Source organism: Tessaracoccus yangjingae (assembly GCF_055326235.1).
The window spans coordinates 349341-363615 of record NZ_JBUZNN010000004.1 but is presented as its reverse complement, the minus strand read 5'-3'; the positions used below and the strand labels follow the sequence as shown (position 1 = coordinate 363615).

8 protein-coding genes and 4 pseudogenes are annotated in these 14275 nt (G+C 63.7%); 4 read left to right on the top strand and 8 right to left on the bottom strand.

Going from position 1 to position 14275, the window contains the following annotated elements:
• Positions 1-163: 163 nt before the first annotated feature.
• A pseudogene (locus tag ACZK5D_RS08800) lies at positions 164-508 on the top strand (transposase); the annotation flags it as partial.
• A 5-nt stretch (positions 509-513) separates the two neighbouring features.
• Here ACZK5D_RS08800 and ACZK5D_RS08795 read toward each other — a convergent pair.
• The 8 genes and pseudogenes from ACZK5D_RS08795 to ACZK5D_RS08760 form a co-directional block, all read right to left on the bottom strand.
• Positions 514-672 (bottom strand): annotated as a pseudogene (locus tag ACZK5D_RS08795) (ISL3 family transposase); the annotation flags it as partial.
• Between the two features lie 48 nt (positions 673-720).
• Positions 721-1979 (bottom strand): annotated as a pseudogene (locus tag ACZK5D_RS08790) (IS256 family transposase).
• A 467-nt stretch (positions 1980-2446) separates the two neighbouring features.
• Positions 2447-3508 carry a glycosyltransferase gene (locus tag ACZK5D_RS08785; RefSeq protein WP_463665008.1) on the bottom strand — a complete coding sequence of 354 codons (1062 nt, stop codon included), beginning with the start codon at positions 3506-3508 and terminating at the stop codon, positions 2447-2449.
• A gap of 154 nt (positions 3509-3662) precedes the next feature.
• Positions 3663-4850, bottom strand: a complete 1188-nt coding sequence (locus tag ACZK5D_RS08780; RefSeq protein WP_463664995.1) for a glycosyltransferase — start codon at positions 4848-4850, stop codon at positions 3663-3665.
• 148 nt (positions 4851-4998) lie between these two features.
• Complete coding sequence (gene wecC / locus ACZK5D_RS08775; protein WP_463664994.1) at positions 4999-6267, bottom strand: UDP-N-acetyl-D-mannosamine dehydrogenase; 1269 nt, start codon at positions 6265-6267, stop codon at positions 4999-5001.
• Position 6268: 1 nt separating this feature from the next.
• Positions 6269-7492, bottom strand: coding sequence for a non-hydrolyzing UDP-N-acetylglucosamine 2-epimerase (gene wecB / locus ACZK5D_RS08770; RefSeq protein WP_463664993.1), 1224 nt, complete (start codon positions 7490-7492; stop codon positions 6269-6271).
• Between the two features lie 63 nt (positions 7493-7555).
• Positions 7556-9361, bottom strand: a complete 1806-nt coding sequence (locus tag ACZK5D_RS08765; RefSeq protein ID WP_463664992.1) for a polysaccharide biosynthesis protein — start codon at positions 9359-9361, stop codon at positions 7556-7558.
• Positions 9362-9642: 281 nt separating this feature from the next.
• Positions 9643-9816 (bottom strand): annotated as a pseudogene (locus tag ACZK5D_RS08760) (sunset domain-containing protein); the annotation flags it as partial.
• Between the two features lie 1180 nt (positions 9817-10996).
• Here ACZK5D_RS08760 and ACZK5D_RS08755 point away from each other — a divergent pair.
• From ACZK5D_RS08755 to ACZK5D_RS08745, 3 genes are all read left to right on the top strand, one after another.
• Complete coding sequence (locus tag ACZK5D_RS08755; protein ID WP_463664991.1) at positions 10997-12421, top strand: MauE/DoxX family redox-associated membrane protein; 1425 nt, start codon at positions 10997-10999, stop codon at positions 12419-12421.
• 58 nt (positions 12422-12479) lie between these two features.
• Complete coding sequence (locus tag ACZK5D_RS08750; RefSeq protein WP_463664990.1) at positions 12480-12989, top strand: peptidylprolyl isomerase; 510 nt, start codon at positions 12480-12482, stop codon at positions 12987-12989.
• A gap of 463 nt (positions 12990-13452) precedes the next feature.
• A complete protein-coding gene (locus tag ACZK5D_RS08745) occupies positions 13453-14268 on the top strand; it encodes a CPBP family glutamic-type intramembrane protease (RefSeq protein ID WP_463664989.1) in 816 nt (271 codons plus the stop codon).
• Positions 14269-14275: the final 7 nt, after the last annotated feature.

Here is a 14275-nt window from a genome sequence, read left to right as displayed (position 1 = left end):
CAACGGCCTCCTCGAACACCTCCGAGGCACCGCCAGAGGCTTCAGAAGCATCGTCAACTACATCGCCCGCTGCCTACTCGACGCAGGCGGGTTCAGACCCCAAATCCACCGCCTTCTGTGAAGAGCCGCCAAAGTGCTCGCCGACCAGCGTCACGTCGCGTTCGAGACCACCTGGAGCGTCTACCAGGACGTGATCGACGCCTACCAAGCCGACGACCCCTCCGAGGGGAAGAAGATCATGACCCGACTCATCGACACCATCAAGACAGGAGTCCCCGCCGGCCTCGACGAACTCCGCGTCCTGGGCCAAACCCTTCATCGACGCCGCGACGACATCCTCGCGTTCTTCGACCACCCCCGCACATCCAACGGCCCCACCGAAGCGATCAACGGCCTCCTCGAACACCTCCGAGGCACCGCCAGAGGCTTCAGAAGCATCGTCAACTACATCGCCCGCTGCCTACTCGACGCAGGCGGGTTCAGACCCCAAATCCACCGCCTTCTGTGAAGAGCCACTTTGGCGAGCCGGTGCTGTTGCTTCTCGGTGAGCAGCCCAGCGCGGGTCCGGGCAACCCGACGGATCCCGTAGAGCGGGTCGCCGGAGCGGCCCCGATGTCCCAGGGTCTCTTGTTGGACGCGTTGTCGGCAGCGGTCGAGTTTGTCCCCGACCAGGGCCCACTACAGGGTCTGTCAAACGAACGGTGTAACTGGGTTGTGTTGTCATGCTGGTCTGGGGCTGCTGAGGCGGCCGTCGAATCGGATGTCGAAAGCGTTGAGGGCTTCCTTCCATCTCTGGGTCCAGCGGGCCCTGCCCTTGCCTGTGGGGTCGAGCGCCATGACGGCGAGGTAGACGCACTTGAGCGCGGCCTGCTCGTTGGGGAAGTGCCCGCGGGCTCGGACGGCCTTGCGGATGCGGGCGTTGACCGACTCGATCGCATTCGTGGTGCACACGATGCGTCGGATCTCGCGGTCGAAAAGCCGAGGAACGGGACGAACTCGGCCCAGGCGTTCTCCCACAACCGCACGATTGCCGGATACTTCTCGCCCCACGCTTCGGCGAACTCGAGGAATCGTTCCTCGGCCTCGGTGAGGGTCGCAGCCTGGTAGACAGGCTTCAAGGCCCGGGAGATGGCGTCCCAGTGCTGCCGGGCGGAGTACTTGAAGCTGTTGCGCATCAGGTGCACGATGCAGGTCTGCACGATCGTCTCCCTCCACACCGTGTTCACCGACTCGGGCAGCCCCTTGAGGCCGTCGCACACCACCATCAGAACGTCGTTCACACCGCGGTTCTTGAGCTCCGTGAGGACCTGCAGCCAGTACTTGGCGCCTTCCCCACCGTCTCCTGCCCACAAGCCAAAGATGTCCCGGTTACCCTCCGTCGTCACGGCAAGGGCGACGTAGATGGGCCGGTTGGCGACCTGGCCGTCTCGGACCTTGACGTGGATCGCGTCGATGAACACCAACGGGTAGACGGGGTCCAGCGGCCGGTTCTGCCACTCCAACATCCCGTCCAGCACCTTGTCGGTGATCGTGGAGATCGTGGTCTTCGACACCTCCGAGCCGTACACGTCGGCCAGATGCGCGCTGATATCGCCGTAGGTCATGCCCCGCGCCGACAAGGACAAGACGATGTCCTCGATCGACCCCAACCGGCGCTGCCGCTTCGCGACGATCGTTGGTTCGAACGTTCCAGCACGGTCCCTTGGGACGCCGATGGTGACCGGGCCGGCCTTCGTCAGCACCGTCTTGATCCGGGAGCCGTTGCGGGCGTTGCCGTCCGCAGAGGCACCCTTGGTGTGCTTGTCGTAGCCGAGGTGATCGGTGATCTCGCCTTCCAGCGCGGACTCCAGCACCAGTCGGGTCAACTCGGACAGCAGGCCGCCCTCCCCGTCGACCGACAGGCCCTGGCGTTGCGCGTCACCCACGAGCTGGGCGACCAGCCCCCGGTCCACCACCGGCGGCCGAGTCGCCTCCGTCATCACAGCCACTCCGGCTCCCTCCACCACAGCCGCTGGGGCCATGCCAACCTGCTTGCTCATCGTGTTCCTCCTTGATCGGAGTTACACCGTTGACCGTACAGTCCCCAGCCCGGCGCTCACCGGCACTACCCAATGGCCCCGAAACACGATATCGACCGGCCCTGAGACCCAATATTCAGTGATCCCGAGAGGTCCAAATACTCATTAGGCCACTTTCCTCGGATTCGGACCTTGATAGGGGTTGGCTAGGGAGTCTGTTGGTTGGGGTGTGCACTAAATGGCCTAAGTCAGCTTCGATGCCCATGCGACGATCGGGAGTTGGGTGTGAGACACGCCCGCTGTCCACGAAGGTTGGGGCATCTGTCAACGAAGACGATCGTTGTGGAGTTCTGCCAGGCCGAGCCGCAGGACTGATCAACAGAACTACATCTCCACGAAAACCCGACACAGATCGGCGCTCAGGAATGTCAAGTCACGAACTCGAGAAGCCTATCCGCATGAGTAGTCCAGTCAAACTTCTGGGCGCCCGAACGACTCGCCGCGGCCAATCGGCTCCTGAACGGCTCATCATCAAACAAGAGTCTGACGGCCTCCGCTAACGCTTGAGGGTCATTAGGTGGAACTAGTATTCCATTTCCAAGGCTTTGAATGATCTCGGTTTGACCCGGAACATTGGACGCAATAACCGGCAGGCCGGCTGCTGCATACTCAATGATTTTGAAGGGTGAGATGCCACGGGCAGTGGCAGGAACAAGCTTCTTTGGGGACAACCCTAGAACAGCAGAATTAAGCCAAGCAACGGATTGCTCACGCGTCACGGTGCCATGCCAATGCACGCCGTCATCCAGGCGCTGCTCAATCAGTCGTCGATCAACACCATCTCCGAGAAAGACTACGTCCAGACCTGAAGGCCAGGCGGGCAATCGCCGCGCAGCGAGTATGGTGTCGATGCCTTGCCATCCCGCCATGTTTCCAAGGAAGAGAGCGTAAGGGTTGTCCGGAGCGTATGTGTGGAAGTGGTCCCGTCTCTCCTGGTTGTCTCCAGCATATAGTGCGACATCAACACCATTAGGCAACAGTTCAACGTCCTCGATGCGTCGACCAGTGATCTGCGCGACTTCAGTCCGCAACCCCTCCGCAGGAACCGCCAATCGGTGAGCGAGTCTCAGTGAGGATGTCGCAAACTTCCGAAAACCAGGAACTCGACTAGCCCACGCGTGGCTATCGTATAGATCCTCAACGCGTCCCTGCACGAGGAGGCATACTCGCCCCCCCCTGAGGCGCCAAGCTATCACTACGGGGAGAAGAAGTGGATGCCACCGTGCTAGTAATGTTCCTCGACCGGCGCTCAGTACGCCCTCGCAGAGAAGCCGACTTAGGCGTTTGAACCGAGCGAGTGAACCCGTCTCCTCACACCTGCGATTGGCGATCACCTTGGTTCTTGTGACCCCGGCCGCTTTAAGACGGCTCAGGGTGCCCAGTAGATGAGCCCCAGCTGCACTAGATGGCGCCGCAGACTCCAGCCACATCAATGTCAGTGCCCCAAGCATGCAGTATACTCCTTCTGCTAGTGCGAATCGTGGTTCGAGATTAGCTTAGTCGTGACCGATCGTTGCCGGCAGATGATCAGCGATATGTACGGTATCAGTGAGAACTCGCCACTCTCGCGAGTAGAAGGGCTGACTAGTGGGCAAGCAAACTAGTGATGGGATCAGTCTCCGCTGGCGCGGCCACAGAGATTCGGTGGTGCAGCAGATCGCGCAAATGGGTGTCTGTGCACAGACTACGAATACCTGCAGCCAAGGATCTCGAGGTAGGCTCCACCAGCAAGCCGACATTTCCGTCTTCGAGGATCTCGCGGGCCCCGGAAACATCAGTCGAGACTATCAGTTTACCCAGAATCTTGGCCTCGTTAGTAGTTGTACTGAACCCCTCGTACCTGGAGGGTTGAATATAAATATCGCAGGAGGCGATGTAGCCGTAAGGATTCGGGTCGGACCCAAGGAAGACTACGCATTCCTGGAGTTCAAGTGCCTCCACCATACCTTCCAGGCTAGTTCTCTCAGGCCCTTCCCCAAGTATGTACCACACGAATGGCAGGCAGCCGGCCCGAAGCGCAGCGGCCGCCTCTATGGCGAGGTCAAACCCCTTCTCGGGGGAGAGTCTCCCTACGGACAGCAATGAGAAGATGCCAGGCCGGTGCGATAGTTTCGCGCCTGATCTGCTGAGGGATCGTACAAGATCTGGGGAAACCGAGTTGTGAAGCACTTCAATCCGCGAGCTGAGAGCCGGCAACGCGCTCTGCATCTCTGTTCGAATCACATTCGAAACGCACAGAATCTTGTCAAACCTCTCGTAGATGTCGGCATAGGGTCGAGGGTCGAAACCGGATCTGGTCAGCTCGCTATGTACCCAAGTGAAACGCCGTCGCGCAGATACATGCTTTGCCGCTAGTTGTGTGGGTACAGACATGTAGCCCATGAAGTCTATGACTATGTCATATGCTTCGGAAGGAACGGTCGCATGGCGCGCAAAGAACTCAATGCGCTTTCGCGACTTGGCTGAAGGTGAAGTGGCATGAGTGCGCACCATGGCCCAGGTTAATCGCGCGGCGGAGAAGATGCTTAGGCGAGACAGTTCAGTGAAGATTACCTTCCGAAAGCCCTGGCGAACGCAGCGCACGATAAGAGGTGGAATGCCTGCGTCGCGAACCTCGACATCGTCGGGAACGTAGCGAAGAAAGTCCCCATCGCGTTCGACCAGCAGCAAGGTTATCGAGTCAACATGTTGCAGCAACTCTGTCATGAGTGACAGCGCATTTCTCTCGACCCCGCCGATTCTCATGTGGTCAGTGACAATCGCGATCCTCATCAGGCGCTCGATCCTAGGTCCGGGGACCGGGGCTCGCATTCGGGCATGTTGACGGTAGGGAATATGCGAGCGTTTGCTATCCGGCGCAGTCCATTCCCGTTGCGCGAGAGGATTCGAGACATGTTGGCTAGGAAAGATCGATGGGTATCTATTGGGAGCCCCTCCGATCGCTACTTGCAGCCTCCCCGAGGGAGGCGTGCAGAAGCCCCTTGGCATCCACGATCTCTTTGCCCTCAAAATGACTTGGTGAGATAAGCTTGAAAGAAGCGTGGTCCACCAGTATGACGACTACTGTTGCCCGTTCTAGAGCCTCATTGATTTGAACGAGGGTGACGTTGCCGAGGCTGGCAAGTTGAGCTGGGAGTTCGTCAATATGCGGCTCGACGGCTAGAACCTCAGCCTTGGGATGAGACGAAGCAAATTCCTCCACGATAGCGAGGGCTGGGGATCCCCTCAGGTCATCAATGTTGGACTTGAATGCCAGTCCCAGCATTGCCACGATGGGGCTCTCCCCGTGCGCAGCCTGATAGATCTGTTCAACGACCCAATGGGGCTTGCGTTCGTTGACATGACGGGCCGTCTGTATCAAGTGCGACTCCTCAGGGGCTGCGGCAACGATGAACCAGGGGTCCACAGCGATACAATGACCGCCTACTCCAGGCCCCGGTTGAAGAATGTTCACACGAGGATGATGGTTCGCCAGCTCAATGAGCTCCCAGACATTGATGCCCAAGCGATGTGAGATCAGCGACAACTCATTTGCGAAGGCGATATTGACATCTCGGAATGAGTTCTCGACCAATTTGGCCATCTCTGCCGTCACGGAGTCCGTGAGTAGGATCTCGCCCTCACAGAAGACCCGATACAAGTCTCGGGCTGCCCTCGCCGCTTCCGGCGTGCTTCCGCCAACGATTCGATCATTTTCAACTAGTTCAGACATGATACGTCCAGGAAGGACTCTCTCGGGGCAATGGGCAAAAAGGAGCCCAGCGTCAATCAGCTCGGGACGCTCGTCGTAGACGAGTTGCTGTATGCGTTCGGTGGTCCCCGGAGGGGAGGTGGACTCTAGAATAATGAGTTCGTCTCCGCGCAGGTGGAGTGAAATTGAACGCGTGGCTGCTTCGATGTATGAAAGGTCAGCGGAGTGGTCTGCGAGATATGGCGTCGGTACTGCGATGATGAAGTTGTCGGCGGCCACGGGCTCAAGCGCGGCCCTCATGCGGCCCTGGCCCACAACCCTCTCTAGGTAGCCGCCTAGATCAGGTTCGACAAAGGGTACTTGGCCCGAATTGACTGCCTCTACGGTAGATCTGTTCAGATCTACGCCATGCACCGTCAATCCTTTGTGGGCGAAGATGGCTGCCGTCGGAAGACCGATGTACCCAAGGCCGACAACACAGACATTCGGTCGTGTCATTTCATGGTCTCCTTTGTTGGTGCGTTAGATCCGCCTGGTTTGAAGGGGTCCCCCGGAATTGAGATTGTGTGTTGCCTCCTGCTGAACCGCTGAATGGGGGGAGGCGACGACCAACACCGAGCATGTGACTGATAGCTGCACAGCTGCGGTCTGCCGCGTGCCCGTCGCCATAAGGATTGACGGCGCGACTCATTCTGGCGTAGGCGACTGGGTTCTCGATGAGTTCGGCTGTCTCGGCAACGATGGTTTCGGTTCTCGTACCGACGAGTTTCACAGTCCCGGCGAGTACCGCTTCTGGGCGTTCTGTATTGTCCCGGAGTACTAGAACCGGCTTGCCCAGGCTTGGAGCCTCCTCCTGGACGCCCCCGGAATCAGTAAGGATAAGATCCGCCCAGCGCTGAGCGTGCACGAATTCCGGGTAGCTCAACGGCTCCACGATCGCGACATTGGATGCCCCTTCGATGATCGGTAGAATCGCAGCACGGACGAGGGGATTCTTGTGTGCCGGAAAGACAAAGAGGTGCGCAGGATAGCGCGAAGCCAAAAGTGCGATGGCCTGGGCTATATCGACCATTGGCTTCCCCAAGTTCTCACGACGATGCGTTGTCAGCAGAATCATCTGTCGGCCAGCTGCTGCTTCGGTGCGGAGGCGTTGATCGCTGAATTGCACGGGCTGCTTTTCGGTCCAGTGAAGGGCGTCGATTACGGTGTTTCCCGTCACGGTGATGAGTTCGTCAGGGATGCCTTCGCGCAGTAGATTCTCTTGCGAGGCTGCTGTCGGGGCGAGGTGGAGGGACGCGACCTGGCCGGCCAGCTTTCGGTTGGCTTCTTCGGGGAACGGGGAGCGAATGTTCCCTGAGCGCAGGCCGGCCTCCAAGTGCACCACCGGTATCTGCTGATAGAAGCATGCGATAGCCGCCATCGCAACAGTAGTCGTGTCACCTTGAACCACCACAGCGTCAGGCCGCTGGTCGTTGAGTACGGGCGGAAGACGCTGAAGGATGCGCGCAGCCAGTTCGTTTAGGGATTGCCCACTCTTGAACACGGCGAGGTCGAGATCGGGCCGAATTCCGAACCATTGATTTACCTGCTCGAGCATCTCGCGGTGTTGACCGGTGCTAACAATTACAGGATCAAGGTCGCTCGATTTCTGCAGTGCTTTGACCAACGGTGCGACCTTGACAGCCTCCGGTCGGGTGCCGTAGATCAGCATGACTCGCTTCATGCGCTTGCCTCCTGAAAGGGGTAGAGGGAGTGTACGCCGCCACTGCCTGTGCCGGGTGCGTTGTCAGACTGCTGAGGCGCTGCTGCTCAATTCGGTCGGTGCCAGTGCTGACACGGAGACTTGGGAGATCAATGGATGCTCGCTGGGCGCTCTGGCCTCCAGGCGGCTGAACATCACCTCGTGCAGTTTCTCGCCGTGACGCAGGCCGGTGAAGAAGATCTCTATATCTCGCCCAGATTCGGCGATGAGTCGTTCAGCGACATCGACAATCTTCACAGGCTCGCCCATGTCGAGTACCAACACTTCGCCGGCTTGGCCGATTGCGCCGGCTTGGAGGACAAGCTCGCATGCCTCGGGGATGGTCATGAAGAAGCGGGTCACCTCGGGGTGGGTCACCGTGACCGGACCGCCGCGCTCGATCTGCGCTTTGAATGAGTGCAGGACGGATCCGCGAGATCCGAGCACATTGCCGAATCGAACCGAGACGTACTTGAGGTCGTGCTCGTCAGCGAACCATGCGGTGAGTTGTTCGGCGAGGCGTTTCGTGCGTCCGAGGACGGAGGAGGCGTCGGCGGCCTTGTCGGTCGAGATGTTGACGAAGTGCCTGACGCCGGCCTCGTGGGCGCAGCTCAGGACGTTGAGGCTGCCGAGGACGTTGGTCTTCCACCCCTCGTCGGGGTAGCGCTCGAGCATGGGCAGGTGCTTGAGTGCCGCCGCGTGGAACACCACGTCCGGCTTGTGGTGCTGGAACACCGCGCAGAGGGCCTCATGGTCGCGGATGTCGCAGAGCACCATGTCGTCGGTGTCGAGCAGTCCGTTTCCGTAGAGGTCAAGCTGCACGCTGTGCAGGGCGGACTCGTCGCGGTCCAGGAGGACCAGCTTCGAGGGACCGAGCTTGTGCAGCTGGCGGGCGAGCTCGGAGCCGATGGAACCGCCGGCGCCGGTGATGAGGACCACCTTGCCGGTGAGGTAGTCGGCGATGGCGCTCAGATCGGTCTTGATGGGACGCCGGCCGAGGAGGTCCTCAACGCTGAAGTGGCGCAGTGCGGCCAGCGAGATCTGACCGCCGATCATCTCGCGGACCGGCGGGATCACCACGAACTCAAGGCCGTGGGCCTTGCAACGGTCGGCCAGGCTCTGAATCAGCTGGGGGGATGCGTTGGAGATGGCCAGGATGACCATCTCGGCGTCACGGTCGCGGGCCTCGTCGATGAGGTCCTTGCCGGTGCCGAGCACGCGATAGCCGCGAACGCGGAGGAAACGCTTGTCCGGGTCGTCGTCGACGAAGCCGACGATTCGGTATGGGGCCTCCTCGGCCTTGTCCACGAGCATCGCCACCTGGTGGCCCGCCTCGCCGGCGCCATAGACGATGGCCTTGGGCGCGCTTTCGTCGTGGCGGGGCTGGACCGATGCCAGGGCGATGCGGAAGAGCCAGCGCCCGGCGGCCATGAAAGTCAGCGCCAGCGGGGGAGCGATGAGCGCCACGCCGCGGGGGAAGTCCGGCGTCATCACGCTGAGCGCGAGGCCGAGGGGGATGGAGGTGAGCAGCACCACGGTGCCGATCCAGGTGGCCTCGGAGAAGGAACCCACGCGGCTGCGGCCCAAGTACACGTGGGTGAGGAGGCCGAGTGCCGACTGCAGGATGATCGCGGTGGTGGTGTAGAGCAGCGCCCATGACCATTGCGCGCCGTTGAGGTTGAGGTCGTACCGGATCACGATGAAGACCAGGACCGCGAGGATCCACGACAGTCCGTCCCACCCCATCAGCATGGCGCGCCGCCAGAACGACGGTAGTTTGATGATCTTGCTTGTGAGTACCTGCGTGACCGTTGGCCGTGCAGGAATACCCCCCAGAATTTCCCTGCTCACACCGGATAAACTACTCAACCGCACAGCGAATCTCCTATTCGGGGTCCCGTAGTGAGACGGATGCTATGCGGTGTGCGCATCACCCGTGGCGGGTGGGTCGACGGAGGGTGTGGGCTTGTCAGGCCCGGTTGAGCGTGGCTCGAGTCGCTGATATGGCGGAGTGCGACTCGCCCGGGCTGCGTGGATCCGTACAAGCTCGTACAGGCCCACAGTCGTAGACAAAAGTTAAGGGCGGCGCCCCCCGATGGGGAGCGCCGCCCTTGTTAGAAGCTAGACGGTGACTACCGCTGGGCCTTCGTGAAGCCCGCAGCCTGTGCCGCCTCCTCGGAGGCGAACCAGACCTCCGCGATGGTGCGCTCGTAGCCGCCACTGCCGGCCAGGTGGTACTTCTTCGACCGCTCGTTGCCCTTGATGGTGTAGCCCTCCGGGGGCTCGGAGCCCACGTAGGCACCCTTGCCGTAGGCGGACTCAGTGGCTGCGACACCCGGCTCGTCGACCGGCTCAGGCTCCCCACCGTCGTGGTAGGCCGGGGCCTCGTCCTCGCCGATGTCCTCCGGGGCCACGTAGTCATGGCCAGTGGGCGGGGCGCCCTCGGAGCTCATGCGCGTCTGGTCCTCCACCTCGTCGGCGGGGAGGACCACCTCGTCGACGTCTGGCTCCGGCGCGGTGTCGGAGGCGAACTTCGCCGCGGTGGAGAAGGTGTCGTTGTTGTTGACGTAGGCCTTCGACGGCTCGTGTGCCGTCCAGCCGTCGTCCTTGGGGGCCAGGAAGTGGCGGACCGCGGCCACGGCGCCCGCGACGATCGCGGTGATGGCCAGGAACTTGCCGAAGCTCTTCCACTTGCTCTTCTTCGGCGGAAGCTCGAGTTCGCCCTTGAGGGCAGCCATGGCAGCCGTGCCACGCTTGCCGGCCTCGACCACGACGGCGTGACCGGCCGCAGCGTGCAGGGCGTCCTGCAGCTTGGGCAGCAGGTCGTCCTCCACCTTCTCGCGGGCGGCGTCGACGGCGGGGGTCACCTTGTCGAGGGCGTCCTTGATGACGGGCTCCAGATCGTCCAGCGTGCGGGATGCGAAGTCTGCCGAGCGCACCTTCGCGTCGTGCAGGATGGGGCCGGCCTGCTGGCGGGCCTCGTCGAGCAGGTACTGGGCGCGCTCGATGCCTTCCTTGAGGGCGTGCTGTCCGTACTCGGCGGCGGCGGAAGCGGATTCCGCGGCGGCCTTCTTCAACTCTTGTGACTTCCTCACAAGTACCTCCTTGGTTGTGGCTCGTAATCGAGCAAGTTCCACGCTACCCGGTTGTGGGGTTCATGCAATGGGAGTTTGGGGATTGGGGTTCGCTGCCAGGTGGGGGTGGGGTCGGGTCCATGAACCGGGTGCCAGAGGCTTCGACGCGGTCGGCGGCGCTTCGCGCCCGACCGGCTCACCCAGCGGACATGGGGCGCACACCGTGAGCCGCGAAGAAAGTGGCGCACGGCCGTGAGCCGCGAAGCGGCGCGCGCCGGCGCCACGGCACGGGCACGCGGGGCACGGGCACCGCGGTGGGGTAGGTCTCTGCACCGGGTGCCAGGGGTTTCGACACGGTCACGGCGCTTCGCGCGCGACCGGCTCAACCAACGGAGTAGGCAATAATCGGCGCGTGAGCTATCTGGTCCTGGGAAACCTGACGTGTGCCGTCCTGCTGGCCGTCTCCGGGGTGGCGAAGCTGCGCGCCAAGGAGGAGACCCGCGACGCCTTCTCCGCCCTCCGGCTGCCCGGGTGGCTGCGACGCTCGCCCGCGCCCGGGCTGCTGCCCTTTGCCGAGCTGCTGCTGGCCGCGGTGCTGGTGCTGGGGTCCGGGTGGGTGCTGGTGGCCGCGGCGGCCGCGTCGGTGGCGCTGTTCTCCGCCTACACCGTCGTCATCGCCCGCGCGCTGCGCTTCGACGAGCCGGTCCGGTGCAACTGCTTCGGGGCGCTGGGCTCGCACGACGTGTCGCAGCGCACCCTGGCCCGCAATCTGCTCATCCTCCTGCTGGCCGTGCTCGGCTTCATGGCCGTGATCGTCGGCGTGGACGTCTACAGCCTCGACGGCGGCGGCTGGGGCTGGGTGGCCATGGCCGCGTTGAGCGCCGCCGCGCTGATGCTGTCGCTGGGGCGGGGCCCCTCCGTCGAGGCCGCGGGGGAGGGGCAGGCCCTGGGGTTCGCGCCGCGGCTCGCCCTCCGGGAGGTGCCCAGCGAGAAGTCCGTGCGGCTGAGCGCCCTGGCCCACGAGCATCGCGGCGTGGTGCTGCTGTTCGTGATGGCCGGCTGCGGCGGCTGCGAGCGGGTGCTCGCCCAGCTGCCGGAGTGGCTCGCCCAGGTGCCTGGCCGCACCGTCATTCCCGTCCGCCCCTCCGGCCACTCGATGGACGACCCGAAGTGGAAGGAGCTCACCCTCCTCCACGAGGACTACGCCTCCAATGTGGCCAACGCCCTCGTGGGCCCTTACACGCCGGGGGCGGTGGAGCTGGACGCTTCCGGTGCGGTGGTGGGCTCGCCGGTCACGGGCGAGACGAAGGTGCGAGAGCTCATCCTGCGCCCCGCCCTGGAGGCCCGCGCGGCCGAGGCGGTGGTGGAGGAGCCTGAGGCGCCCGCCGTCGTCGAGGAGGAGGACGACGGACTGGAGGACTACGTCCGCGCCCCCATCCCCGACGCAGTGCTGCTGCGCCCCGACGGCGAACCCGTCACCCTGCGTCAGCTCGCCTCCCAGCAGGCGCAGCTGCTGGTCACCATCGACTGCCTGTGCGCGCCGGCCCGCGAGGCCATCGCCCGGGTGGAGGAGTTCCAGAGGCGGCTGCCCGTGCTGGAGGTGCGGCTGGTGCCGTCGATCCGTCCCTCGTCCGCGGGCGTGTTCCCGCCAGAGGTGGAGAAGAACGCCGTCTACGACTACATGGGGCTGGCCGCCAAGGCCCTCGGCGCCACCGGAAAGGCGGCCGCGGTGCTGCTCGGGGCCGACGGCATGATCGCCGGCGGGCCGGTCAGCGGGATCGACGAGGTGGCCCAGTTCGTGGCCGACATCGAGGCCCAGCTCCCCGCAGCGGAGTGACCCCCTTGACCTCCTCTGACACACTGGACCCGACCAAGAAGGCAACGAAAGGACCCGCGTGAGCACCGCTACGCTCCACACGAACCACGGTGACATCGTCATCGAGCTCTTCCCCGACCATGCGCCGAAGACCGTCGAGAACTTCGTCGGCCTCGCCACCGGCACCAAGGAATACGTCGACGCCGGCACCGGAGAGAAGACCACCGGCAACTTCTACGACGGCCTCACCTTCCACCGCGTCATCGACGGCTTCATGATCCAGGGCGGCTGCCCCCGAGGCGACGGTCGCGGCGGGCCGGGCTACCAGTTCGGCGACGAGTTCCACCCGGAGCTCAGCTTCAACAAGCCCTACCTGCTGGCCATGGCCAACGCGGGCCCCGGCACCAACGGCTCGCAGTTCTTCATCACCGTGGGCCCCACCCCGCACCTGAACCGCCGCCACACCATCTTCGGTGAGGTGAAGGATGCCGAGAGCCAGAAGGTGGTCGACTCCATCGCCACCACTAAGACCACGTTCGGCGACAAGCCGGCCGAGGCGGTTGTGATCAACTCGGTGACGGTCGCCTGACCTGACCTGATCGACGAGGGCGCCCGCCGGCTGAAGCCGGCGGGCGCCCTCGCGTTTCGGCCCTGATCGTTGGCTGAGGTGGCGCGTAGCGCGTTCGAAGCCGCCACACCGCTGGCTGAGGTGGCGCGTAGCGCCCTCGAAGCCGCCACACCGCTGGCTGAGGTGGCGCGCAGCGCCCTCGAAGCCTAAGAAACGTGAGCTGACGAGGAACGTTTTGTAGCCTTCGAGGCTCGTCGCTTCGCTCCTCGCGCCTCAGCCAGCGGGGTGGGCTCGTCGCTTCGCTCCTCGCACCTCAGCCCGCCACCGCTGGCTGAGGTGGCGCGTAGCGCCCTCGAAGGCGCCACACCGCTGGCTGAGGTGGCGCGCAGCGCCCTCGAAGCCTAAGAAACGTGAGCTGACAAGCGGTGTTGTGTAAGGCTCGCGGCAGTGCCCCAGTGGGCGGGGGGCTGGCCATAATGAAGGCATGGAGCGACGGGGGCCGCTGGCGGTCTTTCTCGGCGTGACGTTCGGCGTCACTTGGGCGGCGTGGCTGCCGCTGGTGCTGGCCGCGCAGTGGGGCGTCGGCGACCCTCCCGCCTGGCTGCACTGGGTGGGCTCGATCGGGCCGCTGTGCGGGGGCGGCGCCGCCACCGCCGTCGAGGGTGGTGCTCGAGGCGTGGGCGCGTGGGCTCGTCGGATCTACTCGCTGAAGTTCCCGCCTGTGTGGTGGCTGGCGGCGCTCGGGATACCCGTGGCGTACTGGCTGTTCGGGTACGGCGCGGCGCGGATCGCGACGGGGGAGTGGCCGGACCCGGCCGGGTTCGGGCTGACGGAGAAGCTGCCGGGGCTGGGGGCTGTGGGTGTCGCGGCGGTGTGGCTGCTGACGTTCGGCCTCGGCGAGGAGAGCGGGTGGCGCGGGTGGCTGCTGGCGGAGGTGTCGCGGCGGGGGAGCGTGCTACGGGGGTCGCTCGTCGTGGCCGGGGTCTGGATGCTGTGGCACCTGCCGGCGTTCTTCTACAACCCGACATACATGGCCATGGGCGGCGGCATCGTCGGCTGGGCGCTGGGCCTGACGGCGGGGTCGGTGTTCCTGTCCTGGATGACGGCGCGGGCGCGGTGGAGCATCGTGCCGGTGCTGATCTGGCACGCGGGCTTCAACCTGCTCACGGCGTCGGATCAGGCGGCGGGCCTGATCGCGGCGGTGATCAGCTCCCTGGTGATGGTGCAGGGCGTCCACGCCGCGGTGGCGTTGTCGCGGCGGGGGACACTCGTAAGCCGGCCTGCTGATGCTACGATTTGAGCGGCGG